The organism is Streptomyces sp. NPDC001732 (assembly GCF_053596315.1).
In genome coordinates this window covers 1-25,515 of sequence record NZ_JBSFFY010000077.1, presented here as the reverse complement: position 1 = coordinate 25,515, position 25,515 = coordinate 1, and the positions used below count along the sequence as shown (strand labels likewise).

The following is a 25,515-nucleotide window of genomic DNA, read 5'->3' as shown; positions in this document are numbered from 1 at the left end:
ACCCTCGCGGGCTTTCCTCCGGGCTTTTCCCTCCGGTCTTGCGTTTCCGACTCTATCAGACCCTTCCGGGCCCGATTCCCGGCCGGACCGGGATCTGCCTCCGGGTTCCGCGCTTCCGCGTTTCCCTTTCCGGCGGTTCCGACTCTACCAGAACCTTTCGGGCCTGATTCCCAGTCAGCGGGATTTGTCTTCCCGGCCGTTGGGCCGTTCCGACGTCCAAAACTCTAGCGGATTTTCCCGGCGACTCATAATCGAGTCCTCGAAATGAATTCCGGCATGCCGAAATTGTCCCGAGTGGGAGATCGTGCGGAGTTTTGGTTGCCGCATTCGCGGCGGGATCGGCTGTCGCAGAACCGTTCCGGCCCCGTGACAACTCGAAGAACCTTACGGACCGGTGAGGGGCGTGTCAACTTGCCAGGTCAAGCCCTTTTCTCGCATGCCGGGCACCGGATCGACGCAAGCCGGGTGCGGACCCCGGTCCGCGGTCGGTCCAGGCCGGTCCAGGTCAGTCCAGGTCGGTGAGGCGGCCACCGGCGTCCGGCTGGGCGTGCTCCACCCGGCGCAGGAGGCGGGTGAGCATGTCGCCGAGGACTCCGCGTTCGTCGCCCGTGAGGTCCTGGAGCAGGTCCTCCTCGAAGTCGGTGGCCATGCGCATCGCCTCCAGCCACTTCGTACGGCCCTCGTCGGTCAGCTCGACGATCACGCGCACCCGGTTGTTCTCGTCCCGGTCGCGGGTGACCAGTCCCTCGCCCGCCATGCGGTCGATGCGGTGGGTCATCGCCGCGGGGGTGAGCCCCAGCCGCTTGGCGAGCTCCCCCGGTCCCAGGCGGTAGGGGGAGCCGGACAGGACCAGGGTCTTGAGGACCTCCCACTCGGCGTTGCTGATGCCGAGAGCGGCGAGCTGGCGCCCGTACGCCACGTTCATGCGGCGGTTCAGTCGGCCCAGGGCCGAGACGACCTGCTCGACCTGGGGGTCAAGGTCACGGAACTCTCGCTGATAGGCGGCGATCTGCTCGTCGAGGCTCGGCTCCTGCGGGCCGGGCTGCTCGGTGGTGTCAGACATGGCGGGCAGTATGGCACGCCCTCCGACAGCTTCGAAGTCCTTCGGTTTGAATTGTTGAGCCTCTAACTTTAGTGCTAAAGTCTTCGGGTTCGAGTCGTTCAGAGGGCTCGACGAATCGTTTCGAGACCTGAGGTAGGTGAGTGTGACCAGGGAGATGGGGGCAGCACTGCGGCGGATCCAGCTGGGGAGCGCGCTGAGCGCGTTCGGGCTGGGTTTCACCGTCCCGTATCTGTACGTCTACGTGGCGCAGGTAAGGGATCTGGGTGCCGGCACGGCAGGGGTCGTGCTGGCGGTCTTCGCCATGGCAGCGCTCGCCGTATTGCCGTTCACCGGGCGTGTCATCGACCGGCGCGGGCCGTTGCCCGTGCTCGTCGTCGCCTCGGCCGTCGCCTCCCTGGGCGCCGTCGCACTCGGCCTGTCGTCGGGTGTGACCACCTCCGTGCTGTCCGCCGCCGTTCTCGGCGCGGGCACCGCGGTCATGCAGCCGGCGCTCGCCACCATGCTCGTGTGGTGCTCCAGCACCGCCACCCGCACCCGCGCCTTCGCCATGCAGTTCTTCCTGCAGAACCTCGGGCTCGGCATCGGCGGGCTCGTCGGCGGGCAGATCGTCGACACGAGCCGGCCGGGGACCTTCACCCTGCTGTTCCTCATCGAGGCCGTGATGTTCGTCGTGCTCGGCGTCATCGCCTCCACGGTGCGGCTGTCGCGTGCGCCGTCCTTCCCGGACGCCAGGCCCACCGACGGGTCCAAGGCCCCGGGCGGGCTGCGGGCGCTGCTCTCGCACCGGGCCATGGTTCAGCTGTGCGTGCTGGGCTTCGTGCTGTTCTTCGCCTGCTACGGCCAGTTCGAGTCCGGCCTCGCGGCGTACGGCACCGAGGCCGCCGGGATCCAGCCCTCGACGCTCGGCATCGCCCTGGCCGCCAACACCGCCGTCATCGTCGTCGCGCAGTTCGTCGTGCTGCGGCTCGTGGAGCGCCGCAGGCGCAGTCGGGTCATCGCCTCGGTCGGTCTGATCTGGGCGTTCGCCTGGATCGTGGCGGGGTACGCGGGGCTCGGGCACGGCAGCCAGACGATGGCGACGGCCGCCATGATCTCCACGTACGCGCTGTTCGGGCTCGGCGAGTCGATGCTGTCGCCGACCGTGGCGCCGCTGGTCGCCGACCTGGCGCCGGAGTCGATGGTCGGGCAGTACAACTCCGCGTTCGCCCTGTGCAAGCAGCTCGCGCTCGCGGTCGGTCCGGCCGTGGGCGGGCCGATGGGGGCGACGCTGCACGGTCCGTACATCGTGACGTTCGTACTGTTCTCGCTGGGCATCACGGTGCTGGCGCTGCGGCTCGGTCGGCGGCTCACGCCCGTGCAGGACCAGCCGTCGATCGCGACGACGCCGTCCCGGGTGGTGGCCGTGTCGCTGCCGGACGCCGAGCCGGTGCCCGCCGCTTCCACTTCCGCTTCCACTTCCGCTTCCGCCGCACGCTGAGGCGGCAGGGACGGGAACGAGGGTCGAAGTCGAAGGTGAACAGGGGTCCTGCTGCCGGCAGGGCCCCTGTCGCCGTCGAGTGCTCTGGTCGCCGGGGCCGCCGTGATCACTGCGGCAGGGCGAATTCGCACCAGACCGATTTGCCGCCGCCCGGTGTGCGGCGGCTGCCCCAGGACGTGGCGATCGTCGCGACGATGGAGATGCCGCGGCCCGCTTCGTCCGCCGGGTCGGCGCGGCGGCGGCGCGGCAGGTGGTCGTCCCCGTCGGTGACTTCGATGATCAGACGGCGGTCGGTGCGGCGCAGGCCCAGGCGCATCGGCGGGGTGCCGTGCTTGAGGGAGTTCGCGACGAGCTCGCCGGCGGCCAGGACGCCCAGGTCGCAGAGTTCGACCGGGAAGCGCCAGGACGTCAGGACCCCGGTCGCGAAGGCGCGGGCGCGCGGGGCGGCCTCGATGCCGCCGAGGAGATCGAGCGAGGCGTTGTGGAACAGCTCCGCGTCCGCCCCCGTGCGGGAGGGGTGCTGGACCACCAGTACGGCCACGTCGTCGTCGTGTTCCGCGGTGACGCCGAGGGAGCGGATCAGCCGGTCGCAGACCACCTGTGGTGAACCCTTGGCGCCGGACAGGGCGCGTTCCAGCGCGGCGACTCCCTCGTCGATGTCCTCGCTGCGCCGCTCCACCAGGCCGTCCGTGTAGAGGACCGCGGTGGAACCGGGCGGCAGCGCGATCGTGCCCGAGGTGTGGATCCAGCCGCCGGTGCCGAGCGGCGGCCCCGTCGGGTCCTCGGCGCGGTGGACCGTGCCGTCCTCGTCGCACACCAGGATCGGGAGGTGCCCGGCGGAGGAGTAGACGAGGTGGCCCTCGTTCGGGTCGTGGACCGCGTAGGCACAGGTGGCGATCTGGCTGGCGTCGATCTCGGCGGCGAGGCCGTCGAGGAGCTGGAGCACCTCGTGCGGCGGGAGGTCGAGGCGGGCGTAGGCGCGCACGGCCGTACGGAGCTGGCCCATGACGGCGGCGGCGCGCACCCCGCGGCCCATCACGTCCCCGATGACCAGGGCGGTGCGGCCGGCGCCGAGGGTGATGACGTCGTACCAGTCGCCGCCGACCGCGGCGTCCGTACCGCCGGGCTGATAGGTCGCGGCGATGCGGAGGTCGTCGGGTTGTTCCAGTTCCTGCGGGAGCAGGGAGCGTTGGAGGGTGACGGCCGTCTCGCGGTGCCGGCGCTCGCTCGCGCGGAGCCGTTCGGCCGCTTCGGCGTGGTCGGTGACGTCGGCGGCGTACACGAGCACTCCGCCTTCGCGGTCCCGGTTCCTGCCGCCCTTGTTGTTCCTGCCGTTCCTGAGGTTCCGGTTCGGCTTCCGGTCCGTGTCGTCGGCACCGGCGCCGTGGTCCCCGTCCCCGTCCCGGTGCACCGGGGTGCAGGTCACGGTGTACGAGTTGCCGTTGCGGACCTTGCGGGACTTGACCGTGCGGGGTGTGCCGCTGCGCAGGACCTGGTCCATCAGCGGCAGCAGGCTGAGCTCGTCGAGCTCGGGCATGGCCTCGGCCGCGGTGGCGCCGATCGGACGGGGGCCGAAGGCGGCGGCGTAGGCGTCGTTGACGTACGCGATGCGGTGGTCGGGGCCGTGGAGCAGGGCCACCAGGGCAGGCAGCTGGCCGAGGATGTCCCGGGCGGAGAGGTCCTCCAGGGCGGGGTCGCCCGGCCGGGGAGACGCCCCGCGCGGGTCGCCGTGCGGATCGGGGTTCGTTCCGCCGTGCGGGTCGCCGTCCGGTGGGCGCGGCCCGGTCTCGGGCTGTGCGTACTCGGCGCGGGCCGAGGGCACGGAACTGCGCTCGTCCCGTGCGGCGGCACGGCGCTGCGTTCCGGGTAGGCGGGCGCTCCAGCGCGTGAAGTTCACGGAATTTCTGGCCTCGTGTGTCGGTCTGGTCCGCTCGCGCGGGCTGCTCACTGTCGGTCACTGCCGGCCGGGTCACTCTGTGCAGATGTGGGCCCACCTATGGTCACACGTCCAGTGTGACGGACCGTACTGACAGTTGTCGGCACGGTCCGTCCGGGGCGGGTGCCCGATCGGTTCGACGGGCCGTCAGCCGCCGTTCCTCCGCAGGTCGTCGGGGCCCGGGAAGCCGTCGGTCCCCGGCGGGTTGCCGCGTCCCGGCGGCCCGTCCCCGTTCGGCGGGCCGTTCGGGCGGGGGCGTCTGCCGCCCGCGGCGAGCTCGAACTCCGCGCGCGGGTGTTCCAGCGAGCCGAGGGAGACGATCTCGCGCTTGAAGAGCCCGGCGAGCGTCCACTCGGCGAGGACGCGGGCCTTCCGGTTGAACGTCGGGACGCGGCTGAGGTGGTACGTGCGGTGCATCAGCCAGGCCGGGTAGCCCTTGAGCTTGCGGCCGTAGATGTGGGCGACGCCCTTGTGGAGGCCGAGCGAGGCGACGGAGCCCACGTAGCCGTGCCGGTACTCCTTGAGGGGTTTGCCGTGGAGCGACGCGAGGACGTTCTCGGCGAGGACCTTGGCCTGGCGCACCGCGTGCTGGGCGTTGGGGGCGGTCTCCCGGCCCGCTTCCGCGGCGGTCAGGTCGGGGACGGCAGCGGCGTCCCCCGCGGCCCAGGCGTGTTCGACGCCCGCGACGGTGAGTTCCGCCGTGCACCTGAGCCTGCCGCGCTCGTCGAGCGGCAGGTCGGTGGCGGCGAGGACCGGGGCGGGCTTGACGCCCGCCGTCCACACGAGGGTGCGGGTCGGGAAGCGGGAACCGTCGCTCAGTACGGCGATCCGGTCCTCGCAGGACTCCAGGCGGGTGTCGAGGCGTACGTCGATGTTGCGACCGCGCAGCTCGCGGATCGCGTAGACGCCCATCTCGTCACCGACCTCGGGGAGGATGCGGCCGGACGCCTCGACGAGGATCCACTTCAGGTCCTCCGCCTTGATGTTGTGGTAGTACCGCGAGGTGTAGCGGGCCATGTCCTCCAGCTCGGCGAGGGCCTCGACGCCCGCGTAGCCGCCGCCGACGACGACGAAGGTGAGGGCGGCGTCGCGGACGGCCGGGTCTCGGGTGGACGAGGCGATGTCCATCTGCTCGATGACGTGGTTGCGCAGCCCGATGGCCTCCTCGATGGTCTTGAAGCCGATGCCGTGGTCGGCCAGGCCGGGGATCGGGAGGGTGCGCGAGACGGAGCCGGGGGCGAGGACGAGCTCGTCGTACGGGATCTCCAGGGCGCCGGTGCCGTCCTCCGCCGTGGCGAGGGTGGTGACGGTCGCGGTGCGTTTGGCGTGGTCGACGCGTTGTGCCTCGCCGATCACGATCTTGCAGTCCGCCAGGACGCGGCGGAGCGGTACGACGACGTGGCGCGGCGAGATCGAGCCCGCAGCCGCCTCGGGCAGGAACGGCTGGTACGTCATGTAGGGCTCGGGGGTGACGACCACGATCTCGGCCGCACCGCTTCTGAGTCGCTGCTTCAGCTTCCGCTGGAGACGCAGCGCCGTGTACATCCCGACGTAGCCGCCGCCGATGACGAGGATGCGCACGCCCGGCGGGGGGCCGAGGGGTGTTCCCCCGGAATCTGAAGCCATCACCACCCCATGACGCAACGTGCTCATGGGTTTGTCCACAGGCTCGGCAAATTGTGTGACCGGAGGTTCTCGACGGGCCGTCGCGGCCCGGCACCGTGGACAGGTGGAAGCTGCGCAGGTCAGGGGTTGCGGTGGGGGTGCCGGACGGAGGGCGAATCAGTGACCAACCGGGCCTTGCTCCGATCGGGGTGCGGCCCATGCGGAACTACCCCCTTCTGAATTGACCCGGGCTCAACTATGTTCGTATGTCGTCGGGGTGTCGGGTTGAGACCATGATCCACTCTCCGGCTCAGACGGCGGGAAGTCTCCGGGGGGAGACGTCATAACCGGGGGAACAGTTATGCAGATTCAGGATTCTCATTGGCAGAATGCTGCGGTTACGCCCCATTCGTCCGAAAGTAACGGACGAAGCGGCGCGGTGGGAACGGTGGCGGTGGCGACCGCGGCCCCGACCGGCACGACCGGCACGGTGGGGGCGAACGGGGCGGCGCACGGCCGCTCGGCTCCGCTCCGCGTGGACGCGCAGCGGAATCTGGAGCATGTCCTGCGAGCCGCACGCGAGGTGTTCGGCGAGCTGGGCTACGGGGCTCCGATGGAGGATGTGGCGCGTCGCGCCAGGGTCGGGGTCGGCACGGTGTACCGGCGATTCCCGAGCAAGGACGTGCTGGTCCGGCGGATAGCGGAGGAAGAGACCTCCCGGCTGACGGACCAGGCACGCAGTGCGCTCGGCCAGGAGGACGAGCCGTGGTCGGCGCTGTCGCGCTTCCTGCGGACGTCCGTGGCCTCGGGCGCGGGGCGGCTGCTGCCGCCCCAGGTGCTGCGGGTCGGGGTCGATGTCGATTCCGATGTCGACGGCTCGGCGCAGGCCGGGGATTCGGCGGTCGCACCGGGTTCGGGCGACGGCCGGGACGAGGCCCGGGTGCCTCAGCAGCGTCAGGCCGACGGTCAGTCCGACGCCCGTGCGACCGAAGGGCGTTCCGTCGCGGAGGGCGGCGGGTTCGAGGACGACGACTCGGGGGCCGGAGAGCTGCTGGAGGTCGTCGGCCGACTGGTGGACCGGGCGCGGGCCGCCGGTGAGCTGCGCCGTGATGTGACGGTCGCGGACGTGCTGCTGGTCATAGCAACGGCAGCACCTTCGCTGCCCGATGCGGCCCAGCAGGCCGCGGCCTCGAGCCGGCTCCTGGACATCCTGCTGGAGGGACTGCGTTCCCGGCCGACCGCCTGAGCGGAACGGCGCCTGCGCGGCCGGGGCCTGCGCACGACCGGGGCGTCGAGGTACTGAGGTGCTGGGGTATTTGAGGTACTGACGGGTGTTGTGCCCGGCGATGCGTCGTCGAGCACAACACCCTGGCCCCACCCGCGCGGTCCGGGATCCAGGGCCCGCCCAAGCCGTCGGGCACCTGGCGGACCGATGCGCCCGGTCGCGATCCGGGCACGGGTCCGGTTCGGGAACGGGCACGGGTATGACGGGGAAGGGCACGGCATGGCGGGCGCGGTGGGCGGGCGGCGTTCAGGACCAATGATTGATGTGGCCCGATTTGATGGGGTCTCGGTCAACACCCCGCTGTCACCCACTCAACTACCGAGATCTTCTTTCGAGTGCACCTCGCCCGTTTCCCGGACCTCGTACCTTTCACCGTGCACCGAACGCGGCCGTCCGCAGTCGAAGCATCCACCCATGCCGTGACGAGGCCGCGATACGGCCCCGTTCGGCCCGCGAGAGCCCCGCGGGGGCCGATCGGGCACCCTCCGAGCACCTCAGGACCCTCGCACGAATGGCTCCGACAGGGGGAACTGTTGCGCACCCCACCCAGCCCACTCGCACAGAGAGGCGACTGTCGAGCATTCCCCGAACGAATGGCCCCTAGTGCTCACATTCGAGAAAACGCCCCGGATGAGTGGTTGGGGGGACTGAGGGTTCGGCGTGATTGCGCCATGTGGCACTCTTGCCCGATGTTCGGGTCCGACAGCGCATACGGGGGCTACCGCGATGAGCGGTGACGGGCAGCAGGAAGAGTCGCTCAACGACGCCTCCGCCATAGGCGGGGTCGCGGAAGCCGGTGGGATGTCCTCCCGGCAGGTACCGAGTCAGGGCGGCCCCGGGCGGTCGGGCGGTGACGCCGAGGGCGGCACCGTGCTGCCGGGCCCGTGGCCGACGCCGGTCGAGTCCGGCGGTGAGGCCGTGGCCGACGCCTCGGTGCCGATGCAGCGGGAGGGCGGCAGCGCCGACGTCTCCGGCGGGGCACCCTCCGACGCCGATCTGATCCGGCAGATGCGGGACGGCGACGACCTCGCGTACGAGGAACTGTTCCGGCGGCATTCGGACGCGGTACGACGCTACGCGCGAAGCTGCTGCCGGGACACCCACACGGCCGACGACCTGACGGCCGAGGTCTTCGCCCGCACGCTGCAGGCGGTACGGCGGGGCAAGGGCCCCGAGGAGGCCGTACGGGCCTACCTCATGACGGCCGTCAGGCATGTCGGGGCCGCCTGGACCAAGACCGCGAAGCGGGAGCACCTGGTCGACGACTTCGCGGTGTTCGCCGCGCAGGCCGCCCAGTCCTCCCAGGTGTCGGACACGGACACGCTCGACCTCGGCGCCGACGTACGGGCGATGCACGAGGCCGAGCAGTCGATGGCGATGCAGGCGTTCCGCAGTCTTCCGGAGCGCTGGCAGGCCGTGCTGTGGCACACCACCGTCGAGGAGGAGTCGCCCAGCGAGATCGCGCCGCTCTTCGGACTGACCGCCAACGCCACGGCGGTGCTGGCCAGCCGGGCCCGGGAGGGCCTCAAGCAGGCCTATCTCCAGGCGCACGTGAGCCAGGCGCTCACCGCGGGCGGCGACTGCGCGCGCTACGCCGACCGGCTCGGCGCGTATGCCCGGGGCGGCCTGCGCATGCGGGCCGAGCGCGGGTTGCGGGGGCATCTGGACGAGTGCTCGAAGTGCCGGCTCGCCGCGGGCGAACTCGCCCATGTCAACGCCGGGATTCCCGCGCTGCTGCCGGTCGCGGTCATCGGCTGGTTCGCCGCCGGGTACGCGCTCAAGGCTGCCGGAATCGTCGCCGGGGGCGCGGCGGGTGCCGCCGGCGCGGGGGCTGCCGCCGCGGCGACCGGAGGAGGTTCCGCCGGGGGTGCGGCCGGTGGTGCCGCCGCCTCGGAGGGGCTCGGTGCGCCGGCGAAGGCCGGGATCGTGGCGGCGGTCGTCCTGGCCGCCGCGGCCGGACTGGCCTGGGCCATGGTCGGCCACGACGAGCCGAGGGCCGAGGCCCGGTACCCGTCGAAGCCGGCGGTCGTGGCGCCCCCGACGCCGACCCCGCCTCCGAAGCCCACCCCGCCAAAGCCCGCGCCTCCGGCGCCCCCCGCCCCACCGGCTCCCAAGCCGAAGCCGAAGCCGACGCCCACTCCGACTCCGACGCCCACTCCGACGCCGCCCCCGAAACCCAAGCCGAAGCCGACCCCTCCGGCGCCGAAGCCGCCCGCCCCGAAGCCGACGCCGACGCCCACCCCGACCCCGACCCCGACCCCGACGCCACCACCTCCCCCACCGGAGGTGTACCAGGTCAGCGAGCTGAACTACTCGGTCCTGGGCGACCACACCGAGCCGGAGGTGGTGATGGGCGAGAGCAGCTGGATCTGGCAGCGGTCCGGCGTGTCGATCGGCGGCACCACGTACGCGCACGGAGTGACCGTGCACAGCAAATCCTCGGTCACCATCCAGCTGAACAAGCAGTGCACGCGTTACGAGGCGATGGTCGGGATCGACGACATGATGATGGGCCTCGGGTCGGTGCGCTTCTCCGTCTTCAATGGTGACGGGACGCGACTGTGGCAGTCCCCGGTGATGGCGGGAGGCGATCCGGCCGTGCCCGTCCGAGTCGGCATCACCGGCCAGAAGAGCATCCGGCTCGTCGTCGAACGCGCCCGCACCGGCGGCGGCGTGGTCCTCGCCGACTGGGCGAATTCGAGAATCAGCTGCCAGTGAGCCGGTCCGGGGCGGACAGGTCCGGCGCCGCCGGGGTCGGCAGTTCCGCGGTGACCGGGGCCATGAAGGCGTCGGTCACCCGGTGCGCCGGTCACTCGGTGCGCCGGGGCCCGGTACCGGTCGTCGCCGTGGACGTCGTCGGCCGGGCGGCTCTCGACGGCGAGGAAGTGCAGCAGCATCTTCAGTTGCATGCGTAGCCAGTAGCGGGTTCGCCGTCGTCGACCGGTGGCGGTCCCGGCGACCACGGTGCGCTCGGCCCGGCTGCCGGACACGACCCGGCGGCCCCACTGCCGGACGCGGCCCGACGACCGCCGATGACCGTCCGGCAGCCGAGGCCCGTCCGGCAGCCGGGCACCCGCCGCGTCGTCCCTACCGCGTCGTACCTATCGCTGCAGTGTCCGCCTGGCCGGGACTACGACGCCCGCGACCGCGCGCTGGCGGGGCGCCGCCGTGCCCGTCCAGCAGGTGCCGCGGCGCGACACGAGGCGGCGGAGCCAGAGTTCGGTGGATGCCAGATGGGCGAGGCCCTCCAGCGGGAGCGATTCGCCGTCGGCGGCCGCGCGCAGGGCCTTCCGTACGACACGGGCCTCGACCAGGCCCGCGTCGGCGAGCAGCGGGGCGTCGAAGAGGGCGATCAGGTCGGGGAGCGCGGCGCGCAGACCGGTGCGGGCGGTCGCGTTCGAGGTGGCGAGCGAGGGGGTGCCCCAGCCCGGCGGCAGTTCGTGGATGCCCGCGCCCGCGAGGACCCGGCGCAGGATCGCGGCGCGGGCGTCCGGCTGGACCCGGAGCGATTCGGGGAGCGCGCGGGCGGCGCGTACGACCTGGTTGTCGAGGAACGGGGCGTGCAGGCGCTGGCTTCGGTTCTCCGCGGCCTGTTCCAGGATGCGGTGGTCGGCGGCGTACCGGGCCAGGGCCGCCCTGGCCCGTGCGTCGCCGGGGCGCTGGACGGAGACGGGGCGGATCGCCGCCTCCTGGAGCCGGACCGACACTTCGGCGAGCGCCTCTCCCGTGAGCCAGCGCGCGGCGGGCCCCGGCCGCGACCAGGCGAGGGCGGCGAGCGAGGCGTCGGCGGGGGTGTCGAGGTCGGGGGCGTTCCGGTTGGCGTCCGGCAGCCGGTCGGCCGCCGCCTCCAGGCCGCTGCGGTACGACGTACGGGACAGGCGGCGGGCCGCGCGGTAGACGGTCAGCGGGACGAACAGGGACTGGGCGCTCGGGCCCTCCGCCTTGGCGAGCGCGGCCACCGGGCGCAGCAGATGGCGTCGGCGGCGGTCCATCAGCAGGTCGGCGAGGCGGGCCGGGTGGGCGTCGAGGACCTGCCGGGCGCCGCAGCCGACGAAGTGGTCGGCGCTGCCCGCGGCGAGGCGGCGGCGGTGGCGCTCGGCGACGACGAGGGAGGGGGCGGGTTCGTCGGTGAGCGGGCCGCCGCCCAGGTCGGCGTAGGGCAGGGACTCCTCCCCGGCCGCGACGACGACGTGGTGCAGACGGGGGTCGGCGGCGATGACCCGGGCGCGTTCGAGTTCGTCCTCGTGACCGTGCGCGGTCAGGTCGTTGAGCGTGACGGCGAGCAGCCGCTCCCCCGCGCCCGTGCCGTGGCCGAGGAGGGTCCCGGGCAGGCCGGGCAGGCCCGCGGCGAGCAGGGCGAGGGTGGCGGAGGCGCTGCCTCCGGAGAGGTCGGCGCCGATGCCGGGCACCGGGGCGCCCCGGGCCGCGCGCCGGTCGGCGGGGCCCATGCCGGGGACCGGGCCGGGGTCGGGCGGCAGGGTCTCGGGGGCGTGGCGGGGAGCGAGGAGTCTGGCGCGTACGGCTTCGACCAGGGCGTCGCGCACCCCGTCGACGGCGCTGACCGGGTCGAGCTGGGGCGCGGCGACGGCGAGGGAGGCCACCGCCTCGTACCCGGTGATCTCGCGCGAGCCCTCGCGGAGGATGAGCGCGTGGCCCGGCGGGATGCGCTTCACCCCGGAGTACGGGGTGCCGTCGCGCAGCGCCTCCGGGGTCTCGGGGCAGGCGAGCAGGGCGGCCAGGTGGCCGATGTCGAGCTGGGCCTCGATGAGGTCGGCGAGCGGGAGGGCTGCGGTGGCGTACGCCGTGCCGCCCGCCCAGGGGGTGTAGAAGACGGGGCGGGCTCCGGCGAGGTCCCCGATGACGGTGACCCGGCGGCCGATCCGGACGACCGTCGTGTAGCTGCCGGGCCAGGAGGTGAGGTGGCGCAGGGCCCCGCCGCGGGCGGCGAGGAGGCCGGCGCGCAGTTGTTCGTCGGTGGCGCTGCAGCAGCCGAGGACGGCCATGCGCGCGGTGGAGGTGCCGTCGGCGGCCTCGACCGTGCTGATGCGGATCTCGTCGGGGCGCCAGTCGCCGACGGCCCACAGCGGATCGGGGTCGCCCCACAGGAGCTGCGAGCCCACGGGGTGCACCGTGCGTCCCTCGTCGTCGGGTCCGACCGCGCCCGCCGTGCCGAAGCTCGCGGCGACACTGCTCCACCCCACCAACCAACGCATCGCCGCCTCCACAGGCTGTGGACAAAACGGCGCAGCAGGGGAGCATCGGGAGAACTCCGGTGGCACGCGGCGCCGTTGCGAACATGCTGCCACGACAACGGCGCACAGGAGGGGCTCTGAAGGGCGCACGTCGGATGCGCATGCGCCCCTGGCAAACGCCGGACCGGGACGGAAGCCGGACCGGCCCCGGAGGAACCCGTTCGAGGTGGATTCCGGCGGCGCGTCCGGGCTCGGGCCATGGGTCGCGCGGGCCCGGACTCCCGTACGAACAGGGACAGTTGCCCGGCTCCGCCGTCTCTCTCCCGGCGCACCGACAGGGCCCCGACCGAAACCCGCCCCTCTCGAACCGGCCTCGACGGGTCGGCAGGCGACCATCGGGCGGTCGGCGAAATGTCCACGAAACGGGCGGCCCAACCCTGACCGAGCAACAATATTCGGCCAATTTCAGGGCGCGTTGGAGCTCGAAGGGAGGGAACTCGTCACACCAGGAGCCCCTTTTCGCCCCACTTCGCTCCCTGAATCTTCCCGAATCCCCTGGATTCCTCCGAGGCCTCGGGAAGTCCGCCAGCCGGGCCGTCCGCCCCTTTCGCCCACTCCCGGACCGTTCTCGCCTCGCTCCCGGACCGCCTCCCGAACCCCCCTCGGGCCGCCCCGGAAACCCGTTCCGTCTCCCGGCCCCGCACCCGGCCGACACTCCGGTTCCACGCACAGTCCGGGAGGCGGCGTTCACCTCCCGGACCGGTCCGCCGCCTGCGGGGAATGAGGCGGCAGTGTCCCCCAGCCCACTGAGTCCTGTGCAGTGGACCGACCCACGCAGCACCCATGCAAGCGCTCCCGAAACGGCCCGACGAGAGCGCACGGGCGGGCGCACAGCCACACGCCAGGAGCACGTACGGGGCTCGTACGGGACCCGCACGGAAGCCGTCGAACGGGGGTCGCCCGCGCATGTGAACGACACCCCCGAAGAGCGCCCGCACCGGCCGCCGAACAGGTCCGCGAACCCGGCCCGGAGCCCACCCGGACCCGCGCCGCCGGACCCTCCGATCCGGACGGACAACAATCCCGCCATACGGACGTCTGCCCCTTAACGGTAGGGATGCGGCGAACTACGCTGGGTTTACTGAAGGTTCTCTGCTGGAGGCATATTCCTCGGGGCTCGGCCAGATGCGTGTGCGACTGGAGTGCCGGGGAGCGTCGCTGGGGAGGACACGGTACGAATGCCGCGCGCCGCAACGGTGTCGCGGCGGCTGTCTGTGTGTCGAGGGGTGGCGCATGTCCAGGGAGCAACGAGGACCGAACGAGAAGCTCGGAACCGTTCTCGCCCTCGCGGGAATCAGCAACGCCGGGCTCGCCCGGCGGGTCAACGACCTCGGGGCGCAGCGCGGTCTGACACTTCGGTACGACAAGACCTCGGTGGCCCGGTGGGTCTCCAAGGGCATGGTGCCGCAGGGCGCCGCGCCCCATCTCATCGCGGCGGCGATCGGCGCCAAGCTCGGCCGGCCGGTCCCGCTGCACGAGATCGGGCTCGCGGACGCCGATCCGGCGCCCGAGGTCGGGCTGGCCTTCCCGCGCGCCGTGGCCGAGGCGGTCCGTTCGGCCACCGAGCTGTACCGGCTGGATCTGGCCGGACGACGGGCGGGCAGCGGCGGCATCTGGCAGTCGCTCGCGGGCTCGTTCTCGGTGAGCGCGTACGCGACGCCCGCGTCCCGCTGGCTGATATGCCCTGCCGACGCGACGGTGGAGCGCGACGCGGCGGCGACCACGGCGACCGCTCAGGGCGCACGGGGCGCACGCCCGGATGCAGGGGCGCAGGGTTCGCGGGGCAGGACGGCGAAGGACACCGAACCGGCACCGGGCACCGCGACACCCGGCACTGCGATCCCGGGCACCCCGACTCCCGGCACCGCATCGCAGGGCGCCCCGGCACCGGGCACCCAGGCAGCGGAGGGAAGCCGCCCTCCGGGGGCCCGGAACCCCGAGGCGTTTCCGGCATCCGGGGTGCGGCCGAGGCCCGAGGCGCATGCGGCACTGACCGCCCAGGCGGCCCAGGCGGCGCTCGGCACGCTCGGAGCGCTGGGGGCCCGGCAGGCACCGTCCATCCCCGCCCAGCCGCGCCCGGACACGGCACCCGCCACCGCCGCCCCGCCCATACCCACCGCCGCCCCCGCCTCCGCAGCCCCGGCTTCCACCGGAGTCGTCACCGGCACCACCAGTGACATCTCCCCGCTGCGGGTCGGCCACAGCGACGTGTCCAAGCTGCGCGAGGCGGCCCAGGACGCGCGCCGCTGGGACTCCAAGTACGGCGGCGGCGACTGGCGCTCCTCCATGGTTCCCGAGTGCTTACGGGTCGACGCCGCCCCCCTGCTGCTCGGTTCGTACACCGACGAGGTGGGCCGCGCTCTCTTCGGGGCCGCGGCCGAACTGACCAGGCTCGCCGGGTGGATGGCCTTCGACACCGGCCAGCAGGAGGCCGCGCAGCGCTACTACATCCAGGCGCTGCGGCTCGCACGGGCCGCGGCCGACGTGCCCCTCGGCGGCTATGTCCTCGCGTCGATGTCGCTGCAGGCGACCTACCGCGGCTTCGCCGACGAGGGGGTCGACCTCGCGCAGGCCGCCGTCGAGCGCAACCGGGGCCTCGCCACGGCCCGCACCATGAGTTTCTTCCGCCTGGTGGAGGCGCGCGCCCACGCCAAGGCGAACGACGCCCCCGCCGCGGGCTCCGCGCTGAAGGCCGCCGAGAGCTGGCTGGAGCGCTCCAGGGAGGGCGACGGCGATCCGTCCTGGCTGGGCTTCTACTCGTACGACCGGTTCGCGGCCGACGCCGCGGAGTGCCACCTCGACCTGAAGGCGCCCCGGCAGGTGCGGCGCTTCACCGAGCAGGCGCTGTCCAGGCCCACCGAGGAGTTCGTCCGCTCGCACGGACTGCGGCTGGTGGTGTCGGCGGTGGCCGAGCTGGAGTCGGGGAACCTGGACGCGGCCTGCGCGGCGGGCACCCGGGCGGTGGAGGTGGCGGGCCGCATCTCCTCGGCGCGGACCACGGAGTACGTACGGGACCTGCTGCACCGGCTCGAACCGTACGGGCACGAGCCGCGCGTCGCCGAGCTGCGCGAGCGGGCCCGGCCGCTCCTGGTGGCACCGGCGTAACCGTACAAGCACCTGCGCAACCCGCACGAGCACCCGCGCGACCCGTACGACCGGAGGGGCGGGCCGTCCGGTCGGTCCGTCCCTCCGCGTGCCCGGCCGGCGCCGCGCTGGGCTCCACCGGGTTTGAGTACGTTGTCAGTGGGCCAGTGCACTATCGGGGTGGGAGGTGGCGTGATGATGACGCATGCGGCGTACGACTGCGACGTGCTGGTGATCGGCGGCGGGATCGTCGGCCTGTCGACGGCGTACGCGATCACGCGCGCCGCTCCGGGCACCCGGGTGACGGTGCTGGAGAAGGAGCGCGGCCCCGCCCGTCACCAGACCGGGCGCAACAGCGGGGTGATCCACAGCGGCATCTACTACCGCCCCGGCTCGCTCAAGGCCCGCTACGCGGTGCGGGGCGCCGCCGAGATGGTCGACTTCTGCGCCGAGCACGGCATCGCGCACGCGGTGACCGGCAAGCTCATCGTCGCCACCGACCGGTCCGAGCTGCCCCGGCTGCACGCCCTGGTCCAGCGCGGCAGACAGCACGGGCTGCCGGTGCGCGAGCTGGGCCCCGTCCAGATCGCCGAGCACGAACCCCGGGTGAGCGGTCTCGCCGCGATCCGGGTCGGGACGACCGGGGTGTGCGACTTCGGCGCGGTCGCCGCCCGGTTCGCCGCCGAGGTGAGCGGGGCCGGTGGGGTGATCCGGTACGGGGCGGAGGTCACCGCGATCGACCGGCGCCCCTGGGGTGCGGCGGTGCGCACGGCGGACGGCGTGGTGGTGCGGGCCCGGGTGCTGGTGAACTGCGCGGGGCTGCACTGCGACCGCGTGGCCCGGCTCGCGGGCGACGACCCGGGGGTGCGGATCGTGCCCTTCCGGGGGGAGTACTACGAGCTGGCGCGGCCGGAGCTGGTGCGCGGCCTGGTCTACCCGGTGCCCGATCCGGCGTTCCCGTTCCTCGGGGTCCACCTGACCCGGGGCCACGACGGCAGCGTCCACGTCGGGCCGAACGCGGTGCCGGCGCTGGCCCGCGAGGGGTACGGCTGGCCGGTCGTGCGCCCGCGCGAGCTGGCGGACACCCTGACCTGGCCCGGCACCTGGCAGATAGCCCGCAGACACTGGCGGTACGGGGCGGGAGAGGTGCGCCGTTCGCTGTCGAAGCACGCGTTCACCGAGGCCGTGCGGCGGCTGCTGCCCGAGGTGACGGAGGACGATCTGCGCCCGTCCCCGGCCGGGGTCAGGGCCCAGGCCGTGCTGCGCGACGGCACCCTGGTGGACGACTTCCTGATCCGCGAGGCCCCGCACACCGTCCATGTGCTGAACGCCCCGTCGCCCGCCGCGACCGCCTCGCTGCCCATCGGGCGGGAGGTGGCGCGCAGAGCGCTGCTCCGGGCGCGGGAAACGGGATGGAGGCCGCCCGCCGTAGAATCAGGGCATTGTGTCTGAGCCCATGAACCCCTCCGAGAGCCCGGTCGAGGACGCCGCCACGGGTCTTCCGGCGAGCCCTTCCGCGAGCCGTGCCGCGCGTTCCTCCGCCCAGAAGCCCGTCCCGCAGCCCGCCCCCGCCGCCGGTTCCCCGGAGCCCGGTGCCGCCGCCGGGATTCCGGACGAGTTGCGCGCCGCCGCCTTCGAGCGGCAGCGCAGGCTGCGCCAGGAGCCGCGCTTCCCCGGCGGGCCCGCCGTCGATCCGGCCGGTTCGCACCACGAGCGCCGGATCCGCAGCTTCCAGCCCCGCCGCAGCCGGGTCACGCCCGGCCAGGAGGAGGCCCTGCTGAGGCTCTGGCCGAAGTGGGGCCTGGACATCGACGGACAGCGCGTCCTGGACCTGCCCGAGCTGTTCGGCGGGCTCCCGACGGTGCTGGAGATCGGCTTCGGGATGGGCGAGGCCACCGCGCAGATGGCCGCCGACGACCCGGGCACGGGCATCCTCGCCGTCGACGTGCACACCCCGGGCCAGGGCAACCTCCTCGGCCTCGCGGACCGCAACGGTCTGTCCAACATCCGGGTGGCCAACGGCGACGCGATCATCCTGCTGCGCGAGATGCTCAAGCCGGAGTCGCTGGACGGGCTGCGGGTGTACTTCCCCGACCCGTGGCCCAAGAAGCGCCACCACAAGCGGCGGCTGATCCAGCCCGAGTTCCTCGACCTGGCGGCGCAGCGGCTGAAGCCGGGGGCAGTGATCCACTGCGCGACCGACTGGGAGCCGTACGCCGAGCAGATGCTGGACGTGCTGACCGCGCACCCCCTGTACGAGAACACCCAGGCGGACGGCGGCTACGCGCCCCGGCCCGCTTACCGGCCGCTGACCCGGTTCGAGGGGCAGGGGCTGGACAAGGGCCACGTCGTGCACGACCTGCTCTTCGCCCGGCGCTGAGCCACGCGCCGCTGTCTCCGCGTGCGTCGCTGATCTCGTGCGCCGCTGATCTCCGTGCGCCGTTGTCTCCGCGTGCGCCCCGCTGAGGCCCGCGCGCCCCGGCGGGCACAGGGCACGGCCCGGCGGGCGCGGGGCGGGAAGCACGGCCCGGTGGGGGCGGGCACGGGTCTGCGCCCCATGGCCAGGTGTCAGTGCCGCTCGTTAGGGTCGACGGGTGGTGTTCGACGGGTCTGTCCAGCGGCAGCAGGCGCAGCCGGCCGTACCGCTCCTCGAGGAGAAGCGGGTCGGTGAGATCCTCGCGGCCGTTCCCGGGCGCGGGCACTGGCGCTACCGGCCGCGTCGCGTCGGCATGGTGTGGCGCAGCAGAGCGTTCCGCATCACTGCCGTGTTCACGGTGCTCGCGCTCTGCGGGCTGGCGATCCTGGCCCTGGTCCGCGACCAGACGGGCACCCAGGGCTTCCTCGTCGGGCTGGGGCTCGCCGTGCTGCCCGTACCGCTGCTGATGACGGCGTTCCGCTGGCTGGATCGGGTCGAGCCGGCCCCCTGGCGGAATCTGCTGTTCGCCTTCGCCTGGGGGGCGTTCGCCGCCGCCCTGGTCGCGATCCTCGCGAATTCGTTCGCGACCCGCTGGATAGCCACGGCCACCGCCGACCCGGCGGACGCCGACACCCTCGGCGCCACGGTGATAGCGCCGATCGTCGAGGAGAGCGCCAAGGCCGCCGCGATACTGCTGGTCTTCCTGTTCCGAAGACGCGAGTTCAACGGGATCGTCGACGGCGTCGTGACCGCCGGATTCACCGCGAGCGGCTTCGCCTTCACCGAGAACATCCTCTACCTCGGCAACGCCTTCGGCCAGGACCAGCAGGCGGGCATCGCCGGTGCCGTGTCGGTGACGGTCGCGACGTTCTTCGTGCGGGTGGTGATGTCGCCGTTCGCGCACCCGCTCTTCACGGTGCTGACCGGCATCGGCTTCGGGATCGCCGCGGCGACCGCCCGGCGCCGCCGCGTCCGCCGCGTCGTGCTGCCGCTGCTGGGCCTCGTCCTCGCCATGGGGATGCACGCGCTGTGGAACGGGTCGGCGACCTTCGGCCCGTACGGCTTCTACGCCGTGTACGGGCTGTTCATGGTCCCGGCCTTCGGCCTGGTGACCTGGCTGGCGATCTGGTCGCGCCAACGCGAGCTGCGCACGCTCTGTGCCGAGCTGCCCGCCTACGCGGCGGCCGGCTGGCTGACCCCGGCGGAGCCGCTCGCCCTCGCCTCGATGCGGGCTCGCGGCCTGGCCCGTGACGCGGCCCGCCGTCAGCACGCCATCGCGGCGCGGGAGAGCTGGGAGGGCCCGTACGGCGCGGGGCACCCGGTGTGGCCGGGCCATCCCGGGCCGGGCGCCACCCCTTACGGGCCGACGGCGCAGGCCGGGGCACGGGCCAGGGCACGGGCCGCGGCCCACGGCACGGCGGCCGCCCGCACCGTCGCCGAGTACGAGTCGTTCGCGACGTCGCTGGCATCGCTGCGGCTGCGGGCCCGGCGCGGGGTGGCCGAGCCGGACTTCGCGGCCCGTGAGCTGGAGCTGCTGCACCACCTCTGGCAACGCAGGGAGGTGGCCGTTCCCGCCCTCACGTACGCGGCGCAGGCCACGGGCCGACTGCGTCTCCACCCGCCGCCGTCCCCGTACGCCCCGCCGTTCCCCGCGCACACCCCGTACGGCGGCCACCCCAACGGCCCCGGGCCGGGACCGGGAGCCGGCCCCTGGCCGGGTCACCGCCCCTCTCCGGTCCCGCGGCAGCCACCGCGGTAGGGCCGCGGTGGCTGTGGACCGTGCGTCAGGCGGACGCCTCGGTGAGTGCGGCCAGATCCTGCTCGGTCAGTGAGAGGTCCGCGACGGCCACCAGTGCGGGCAGCTGCTCGACCGTGCGGGCCGAGGCGATCGGCGCGGCGACGGTCGGCCGGGACGCGAGCCAGGCCAGCGCGACGGTCGCGATCTGCGCGTCGTGCTCCTGGGCGACCTTGTCCAGCACGGCCAGGACCTTCTGCCCCCGCTCCGACTCCAGGTACTGACCGGCGCTCTGCGCCCGCGCGCTGTCCACCACGGCGCCCGGACGGTACTTGCCGGTGAGGAAGCCGGAGGCCAGGGCGTAGTACGGCACGGCGGCGAGCCCGGCGCGGGCGGCCGTGTCCTGGAGCTCGCCCTCGTACGTGTCGCGGGAGACCAGGTTGTAGTGCGGCTGAAGGGCGACGTAGCGCGCCAGCCCCTCGCGCTCCGAGAATTCCAGGGAGGCCCGGAGCCGCTCGGGACCGATGTTGGAGGCGGCGATCTCCCGGACCTTGCCCTCCTTCACCAACTGGTCCAGGGCAGTGATGATCTCCTCGACCGGCACGGTCTCGTCGTCGAAGTGCGTGTAGTAGAGGTCGATGTGGTCGGTGCCGAGCCTGCGCAGCGAGGCCTCGGCCGCGGCCTTGATGTTGGCGGGGGCGAGCCCCTTGTACTCGGGGTGGCCACCGGCCTTCGTGGCGACGACGACGTCGGAACGGTTGGCGCGCGCGGCGAGCCACTTGCCGATGACGGTCTCCGACTCGCCGCCCGCGTTGCCCGGAACCCAGGCGGAGTACACGTCGGCGGTGTCGATGAAGTTGCCCCCGGCCGCTGCGTAGGCGTCCAGGACGGCGAACGACTGCGCCTCGTCGGCGGTCCAGCCGAAGACGTTGCCGCCCAGAGCGAGCGGAAAGACCTGGAGGTCGGAAGAGCCCAGCTTACGAAGAGAAGTCATAAGTGGATCAACGAACTCCGGCGGGTCGGCTATTCCGCCGACTCCGCCGCTCCGACAGCTCCGCCGTTCCGGTGGCTCCGCCCTTCCGGGCGCCTCTCGCCTTCCGCACGGCTCGCGCGCCCGTAACCGCTCACGACAGGACCGGCAGCCCTGACGTCGGGGGGGAGCGTCAGGACTGCCGGGGTTCATGGGCCGGTGAACCGGCTCGGGCCACGGGGCCGGGGGACGCGGCGCATCGGACCGTATCGGGTCGGGCCAGGCCAGGTCGCCTCAGACGTTGAGACCCTTGTCGCGGAACCAGGCCATCGGGTCCACGCCCGTACCGCCCGGGGTGTGGACCTCCAGGTGGAGGTGCGCACCCGTCACGTTGCCGGTCGCGCCGACCCGGCCGATGGTCTCGCCGGTGGTGACCTTCTGGCCGATGCCGACACCGATCGACGACTGGTGGCAGTACCAGATCTCCGTGCCGTCGTCGAGCTCCAGCACCGTGCGGTAGCCGTACGCACCCGCCCAGCCCGCCGACTTGATGGTGCCGCCGTGCACGGCCTTGATCGGGGTGCCGGTCTGGGCCGCGAAGTCGAGGCCGGTGTGGTGGCCGGAGGACCACATCGATCCGGCCTGACCGAAGGTCGAGGTGATGTGGTACGAGGAGGTCGGGAGGGCGTAGCTGGCGGCGAGCTTGGCGAGCCGCAGGGCCTCCGCCTTCTTCTTGGCCTCCTCCTCCGCCTTCTTCTTCTCGGCGGCGGCCTTGGCCTCGGCCGCGTCCTGCTGCTTCTTGGCCTCGGCGGCGGCCTTCTCGGCTGCTTCCTTCTCCTGCGCGGCCTTGGCCTCGGCGTCGGCGGCGTCCTGCTGCTGCTCGGCCTGCTGGAGGATACGGGCGCGGAGCGCCTCGCCCGCGTCCGTCCGGCCCTGCTCGGCCTCGGCGAGGGTGATGCCCGCGGAGGTCAGCGGGGCGGAGGCGGTGGCGTCCTCCGACGCGTCCGTGTCCGAGTCGTCGGAGAACAGGGCGCCCACGCCGGGAAGTGACGCGGCGTCGGGAAGCTTCTCCGTGATGGAGTCGGGGACGGAGATGGAGACCGGCGGCTTGCTCTGCGCGGTGGCCATGCCGCCCGCGCCGACCGCCGCGATGACACCGACGCCCAGCACCGTGGAGCTGCGGGCGAGTCCGTTGCGCTGCTTGGCGACGCGGTGCCGGCCGCGCACGGGGCGGACGGACTCCTCGGTGGGGTTCCACTCCTCCTGGCTGCGCGCGGGCTCGTCGGCACGGAAGTCGCCGCCGAAGTCACTGGTGAACTCGGTGGTGAAGTCACCGCCCCGGCCGGTGCCGTAGTCGCTGCCGTACGCCGTCGTCACCGTCCCGTGGGGCGCGGCGTCGGGACCGAAGCCGGAACCGTGCTGCGCGGGGAAGTCGGCGCCGAAGCCGGAGCCGTGATCGGGATTGAACCGGGACGGGGCTTCGGGGGCAGGCTTGTTGGACGCCACGGGGGCGCACTCCTTTCCTTCCTTCTCGCCTACCGGGTTAGCTGACGGGTTCGGAGCAGGAAGGTCTCCTACGGGCCCCTCTGCCTCTCACGAGACACAGGCGTCCGATTCACCCCATATAGGTGGTTCCCCGGTTCCCTTGCGGAATTCGGCGCTTGCGCACGGTGCCGCCATTGGCGACGGCTGGGACGACCGCGCTGCGTTATCGAACGTTAATAGACAGCGGGCTCGCATTCCAAGCCGTTCCCACTGATCGTTCACGTCTTTGGCCTGGACTTTACGGGACACAACCGGGCGGAATCGGACGAGTTGAGCACCCTTCACTCGCTGCCCCATTTCTGACGTTGCGTCAAATGTTATGCGGAGCGACGCCTTTCGGTTACGCACGGTGGCACCGTGAGCGGAGGGAACGGACCCGGAACACGCGGAACCTCATCACGCCCGCCCAAAACCCTGCCCGAACTCCGTCCGAAACCCCGCCCGCCCACGTCCGACCTCCACTCGCCTCCCCGTCCGTCACGCCTCCGGCCCGCCGTCCGTCACGCGTCTTCCCGACCGATGATCCGCACGGTCCGGCGCCGGTCCGGCTGCCCCTCCACCGGGCGCATGACCGCGAGCAACGCCATGTCGTCGGTCGTCTCGCCGCCCGTGTGCAGGCGCACGTCATCGGTCAGCGCGGACAGCAGTTCCTCGGGCCCCGGGAAGATCCGCCCGCGCAGCCGGTCCACAGGGTCGTAGAAGACCCCCTCGGCGTCCCGCGCCTCGGAGAGGCCGTCCGTGTACAGGAGCAGGGTCGCCCCGGCCGGCAGCTCCCACTCGTCCGTCCGCTGCGGCCACGCGCCCAGGTCCATCCCGAGCGGCAGCGCGGCCTCGGTGGGCCTCAGCACCTCCAGCTCCCCGCCCGGATGCAGCAGGATCGGATCGGGGTGGCCGCGGTTGACGATGCGCACCCCGGACGCTCCGGGCGGGATCTCGGCCAGTACGGCGGTGATGAACCCCTCCAGCACGTCGAGCCCGCCCCGCCTCGCCTCCTCCCGTTCCAGCGCCCGCTCCAGCCGCCCCGCCACGCCTTCCAGGGAGGGTTCCTGCTCCGCCGCCTCACGGAACGCCCCGGTGACCACCGCCACCGTCCCCACGGCTTCGAGGCCCTTGCCCCGTACGTCCCCGACCACCAGCCGCACTCCGTACGGGGTGTTCGTCACGGCGAACAGGTCGCCGCCGACGAACTCGTCCGCCTGCGCCGCCTCGTACCGCGCCGCCACGCGCAGTCCGCCGATCCGGTCGGACGGCTCCGGCAGCACCGCGCGCATGGCGGTCTCCGCGATGACCCGCGCGGAGGCCAGCTGCTCGTTGCCGCGCCGCACCACCGTGTTGATCACGACCGCGAGGACCGAGACGGTGGCCAGGGTCAGCAGCTCGATCAGCGGCACGGCCCCGGGCAGCGTGCTGCCGGACAGCCGCAGCACGATGACGGCCAGCATCGAGGCGATACCGGTGCGGACGGTGCTGGCCAGCGAGAAGAACGGGGCGGCGATCAGTGGCGCCGCCACGAACAGTGGGATGGCCGTGAAGGGCGGCGGCGTGAGGGCGTCGAACACCAGCCCGCCGATGATCATCATGGCGGGCAGCGCACTCACGAACCGCCTGGTGCCGACGCCGCCCTCGGCACGCCCGCCGCGCCGCTTCTTCCGCTTCCACACCACCCGTTGGTCTCCTGCCCGGTACGTCCGCGGCTGCGGACGGAACCGCGCCCCGCCCTCCAGACTCCCCAAAGCGGAACGGCCCGGCGACCGCTTGTCGGCCAACAGAGGTAACGGAGGCGATGGAAGCGATGAAAGGGATGGAAGTGATGAAGGCGACGGAGGCGTCCGGGCGGAGGGACGGAACGAGTCAGGCCCGGCACGCTGTGCGTGCCGGGCCTGACTCTTCAGTAGCGGGGACAGGATTTGAACCTGCGACCTCTGGGTTATGAGCCCAGCGAGCTACCGAGCTGCTCCACCCCGCGTCGGTGAACACCACTCTACGCCATCTTCGGCGCGCTCCTGACCACTCGGGTTCCCCAGGGCTTCACCCGAGCCGCATCCGGCACCTCCCCCCGGGTCGCCACACCGGGCGGAAAGGGTGGGAGAGGCGGGTCCGCCCCCGATCCGCTCCGGGACACCGCGCGGGCGCAGATATGCGGTGGTATGACTGTTTTTATCGACCGACCGACCGACCGCCGCGACGAACTCGCACTGATCGGGAGCGAACCGTGGACGACTACTCGTTGCTCGACCTCTTCTGGACCATGCTCTGGTTCTTCCTCTGGGTCATGTGGCTGTTCCTGCTCTTCAAGGTCATCACGGACATCTTCCGCAGCCACGACCTCAGCGGCTGGGGCAAGGCGGGCTGGCTGATCCTGACGCTGCTGCTGCCGTACATCGGGGTGCTGGTGTACGTGATCGTGCGCGGCAGGTCCATGGGCAGGCGGGACCTCAAGGAAGCCCAGGAGCGGGACGCTGCCTTCAAGGCGTACGTACGGGAGGCCGCGGGCACCGCGGGCGGGGACGACGCGAAACGGAGCAGCCACGTGGACGAGCTGGCGAAGCTCGCCGAGCTCAAGGACCGGGGCGCCATCACCGACGAGGAGTACCAGCGCGCGAAGACGAAGCTCCTCGTCTGAGAAACTCCTCGTGCGGGAAGCTCCTCGTGCGATGAGAAGCTTCTCGTCCGATCCGGGACGGGCCGCCCGTACGCCCGCCGCCGTCGAGCGGGCCTGCGATCCGCCCGCACCACTTCTTCCACGCCGACCAAAACCTCGGACCGGCGGCCTGCCCCGGAGAACCCGCCGGGGCCCTCCGCGGTCTCCTGCGGCCTACCCAGTACGGGGTGACCTGCGCAAACGGCATCGGCATCATCCGATCGGCCGACCCGTCCGTCGTCCGTCGGGGGTCGCGATGGAAGCCCGTAGGGCGACCGGTACGGGGCGGATCCGGCCAGAGGATTGATCTCAGAGCGGGAACGCAGAGCTTCCCGAATCCCTGGCCGAACCCGAGGAGTCGTTGACCATGAAGAAGCTGTCGCTGCGCACCCGCGTCCTGACCGGTGCCGTCCTCGTCGCCGCCCTCGGAGCCGGTACGTTCGGCGCCGTGTCCGCCAGCGCCTCCACCCCGGCCGCCGCGCCCGCCGCCGCCCTCGCGGCCGACG

16 protein-coding genes, 1 tRNA gene, 1 pseudogene and 1 riboswitch are annotated in these 25,515 nt (G+C 72.7%); of the genes and pseudogenes, 10 read left to right on the top strand and 8 right to left on the bottom strand.

Features of this window, described 5'->3' with window-relative positions; genetic code table 11:
• Positions 1–505 precede the first annotated feature (505 nt).
• Positions 506–1,063 (bottom strand): MarR family winged helix-turn-helix transcriptional regulator, encoded by a 558-nt coding sequence (locus ACWCXX_RS36150; protein WP_148837095.1) that lies wholly within the window; start codon positions 1,061–1,063, stop codon positions 506–508.
• Between the two features lie 154 nt (positions 1,064–1,217).
• Here ACWCXX_RS36150 and ACWCXX_RS36145 point away from each other — a divergent pair, with 154 nt between their 5' ends.
• Complete coding sequence (locus tag ACWCXX_RS36145; protein WP_451134814.1) at positions 1,218–2,540, top strand: MFS transporter; 1,323 nt, start codon at positions 1,218–1,220, stop codon at positions 2,538–2,540.
• A gap of 106 nt (positions 2,541–2,646) precedes the next feature.
• On the opposite strand, the gene ACWCXX_RS36140 is transcribed toward ACWCXX_RS36145, so the two are convergent.
• On the bottom strand, positions 2,647–4,437 hold the full coding sequence (locus ACWCXX_RS36140) for an ATP-binding SpoIIE family protein phosphatase (RefSeq protein ID WP_451134806.1): 1,791 nt from the start codon (positions 4,435–4,437) through the stop codon (positions 2,647–2,649).
• 186 nt (positions 4,438–4,623) lie between these two features.
• Positions 4,624–6,102, bottom strand: coding sequence for an NAD(P)/FAD-dependent oxidoreductase (locus tag ACWCXX_RS36135; protein ID WP_451134804.1), 1,479 nt, complete (start codon positions 6,100–6,102; stop codon positions 4,624–4,626).
• Positions 6,103–6,442: 340 nt separating this feature from the next.
• Here ACWCXX_RS36135 and ACWCXX_RS36130 point away from each other — a divergent pair, with 340 nt between their 5' ends.
• The 3 genes from ACWCXX_RS36130 (at position 6,443) to ACWCXX_RS36120 (ending at position 10,281) form a co-directional block, all read left to right on the top strand.
• Positions 6,443–7,327 carry a TetR/AcrR family transcriptional regulator gene (locus tag ACWCXX_RS36130; protein ID WP_451134802.1) on the top strand — a complete coding sequence of 295 codons (885 nt, stop codon included), beginning with the start codon at positions 6,443–6,445 and terminating at the stop codon, positions 7,325–7,327.
• 765 nt (positions 7,328–8,092) lie between these two features.
• Positions 8,093–10,084, top strand: coding sequence for a sigma-70 family RNA polymerase sigma factor (locus tag ACWCXX_RS36125; RefSeq protein WP_451134800.1), 1,992 nt, complete (start codon positions 8,093–8,095; stop codon positions 10,082–10,084).
• The gene (locus ACWCXX_RS36120) at positions 10,081–10,281 is read left to right on the top strand and encodes a hypothetical protein (protein ID WP_451134798.1); all 201 of its coding nucleotides are present in this window, start codon (positions 10,081–10,083) and stop codon (positions 10,279–10,281) included. The genes ACWCXX_RS36125 and ACWCXX_RS36120 overlap by 4 nt, the downstream gene beginning before the upstream one ends.
• Positions 10,282–10,467: 186 nt before the next feature.
• On the opposite strand, the gene ACWCXX_RS36115 is transcribed toward ACWCXX_RS36120, so the two are convergent.
• A complete protein-coding gene (locus ACWCXX_RS36115) occupies positions 10,468–12,579 on the bottom strand; it encodes an asparagine synthase-related protein (RefSeq protein ID WP_451134796.1) in 2,112 nt (703 codons plus the stop codon).
• Between the two features lie 1,272 nt (positions 12,580–13,851).
• On the opposite strand from ACWCXX_RS36115, the gene ACWCXX_RS36110 reads away from it, so the two are divergent.
• The 4 genes from ACWCXX_RS36110 (at position 13,852) to ACWCXX_RS36095 (ending at position 19,877) form a co-directional block, all read left to right on the top strand.
• The gene (locus ACWCXX_RS36110) at positions 13,852–15,723 is read left to right on the top strand and encodes a sporulation protein (protein WP_451134794.1); all 1,872 of its coding nucleotides are present in this window, start codon (positions 13,852–13,854) and stop codon (positions 15,721–15,723) included.
• Between the two features lie 174 nt (positions 15,724–15,897).
• The gene (gene lhgO / locus ACWCXX_RS36105) at positions 15,898–17,154 is read left to right on the top strand and encodes an L-2-hydroxyglutarate oxidase (protein ID WP_451134792.1); all 1,257 of its coding nucleotides are present in this window, start codon (positions 15,898–15,900) and stop codon (positions 17,152–17,154) included.
• Positions 17,144–18,082, top strand: a complete 939-nt coding sequence (gene trmB, locus ACWCXX_RS36100; RefSeq protein ID WP_451134812.1) for a tRNA (guanosine(46)-N7)-methyltransferase TrmB — start codon at positions 17,144–17,146, stop codon at positions 18,080–18,082. The genes lhgO and trmB overlap by 11 nt, the downstream gene beginning before the upstream one ends.
• A gap of 217 nt (positions 18,083–18,299) precedes the next feature.
• Entirely contained in the window at positions 18,300–19,877 is a 1,578-nt protein-coding gene (locus ACWCXX_RS36095) for a PrsW family intramembrane metalloprotease (protein WP_451134810.1), read from the top strand.
• A 25-nt stretch (positions 19,878–19,902) separates the two neighbouring features.
• Here the strand turns inward: ACWCXX_RS36095 and ACWCXX_RS36090 are convergent, their stop codons facing one another.
• The 4 genes from ACWCXX_RS36090 to ACWCXX_RS36075 form a co-directional block, all read right to left on the bottom strand.
• A complete protein-coding gene (locus ACWCXX_RS36090; RefSeq protein ID WP_451134790.1) occupies positions 19,903–20,847 on the bottom strand; it encodes an aldo/keto reductase in 945 nt (314 codons plus the stop codon).
• 270 nt (positions 20,848–21,117) lie between these two features.
• Complete coding sequence (locus tag ACWCXX_RS36085) at positions 21,118–22,329, bottom strand: M23 family metallopeptidase (protein ID WP_451134788.1); 1,212 nt, start codon at positions 22,327–22,329, stop codon at positions 21,118–21,120.
• An 11-nt stretch (positions 22,330–22,340) separates the two neighbouring features.
• Positions 22,341–22,493: riboswitch (cyclic di-AMP (ydaO/yuaA leader) on the bottom strand.
• A gap of 375 nt (positions 22,494–22,868) precedes the next feature.
• Entirely contained in the window at positions 22,869–24,029 is a 1,161-nt protein-coding gene (locus ACWCXX_RS36080) for a PP2C family protein-serine/threonine phosphatase (protein WP_451134808.1), read from the bottom strand.
• 231 nt (positions 24,030–24,260) lie between these two features.
• A tRNA-Met gene (locus ACWCXX_RS36075) sits at positions 24,261–24,334 on the bottom strand.
• 246 nt (positions 24,335–24,580) lie between these two features.
• On the opposite strand from ACWCXX_RS36075, the gene ACWCXX_RS36070 reads away from it, so the two are divergent.
• Both ACWCXX_RS36070 and ACWCXX_RS36065 read left to right on the top strand, forming a co-directional pair.
• Positions 24,581–24,991, top strand: coding sequence for an SHOCT domain-containing protein (locus ACWCXX_RS36070; RefSeq protein WP_451134786.1), 411 nt, complete (start codon positions 24,581–24,583; stop codon positions 24,989–24,991).
• A 385-nt stretch (positions 24,992–25,376) separates the two neighbouring features.
• A pseudogene (locus ACWCXX_RS36065) lies at positions 25,377–25,515 on the top strand (heme-binding protein); the annotation flags it as partial.

Coding starts and splice junctions, on each gene's coding strand:
- ACWCXX_RS36150 (WP_148837095.1), bottom strand. CDS start 1,063: ATGTCTGACACCACCGAGCAGCCCGGCCCGCAGGAGCCGAGCCTCGAC.
- ACWCXX_RS36145 (WP_451134814.1), top strand. CDS start 1,218: ATGGGGGCAGCACTGCGGCGGATCCAGCTGGGGAGCGCGCTGAGCGCG.
- ACWCXX_RS36135 (WP_451134804.1), bottom strand. CDS start 6,102: ATGGCTTCAGATTCCGGGGGAACACCCCTCGGCCCCCCGCCGGGCGTG.
- ACWCXX_RS36130 (WP_451134802.1), top strand. CDS start 6,443: ATGCAGATTCAGGATTCTCATTGGCAGAATGCTGCGGTTACGCCCCAT.
- ACWCXX_RS36125 (WP_451134800.1), top strand. CDS start 8,093: ATGAGCGGTGACGGGCAGCAGGAAGAGTCGCTCAACGACGCCTCCGCC.
- ACWCXX_RS36115 (WP_451134796.1), bottom strand. CDS start 12,579: ATGCGTTGGTTGGTGGGGTGGAGCAGTGTCGCCGCGAGCTTCGGCACG.
- ACWCXX_RS36110 (WP_451134794.1), top strand. CDS start 13,852: ATGTCCAGGGAGCAACGAGGACCGAACGAGAAGCTCGGAACCGTTCTC.
- lhgO (WP_451134792.1), top strand. CDS start 15,898: ATGATGACGCATGCGGCGTACGACTGCGACGTGCTGGTGATCGGCGGC.
- ACWCXX_RS36090 (WP_451134790.1), bottom strand. CDS start 20,847: ATGACTTCTCTTCGTAAGCTGGGCTCTTCCGACCTCCAGGTCTTTCCG.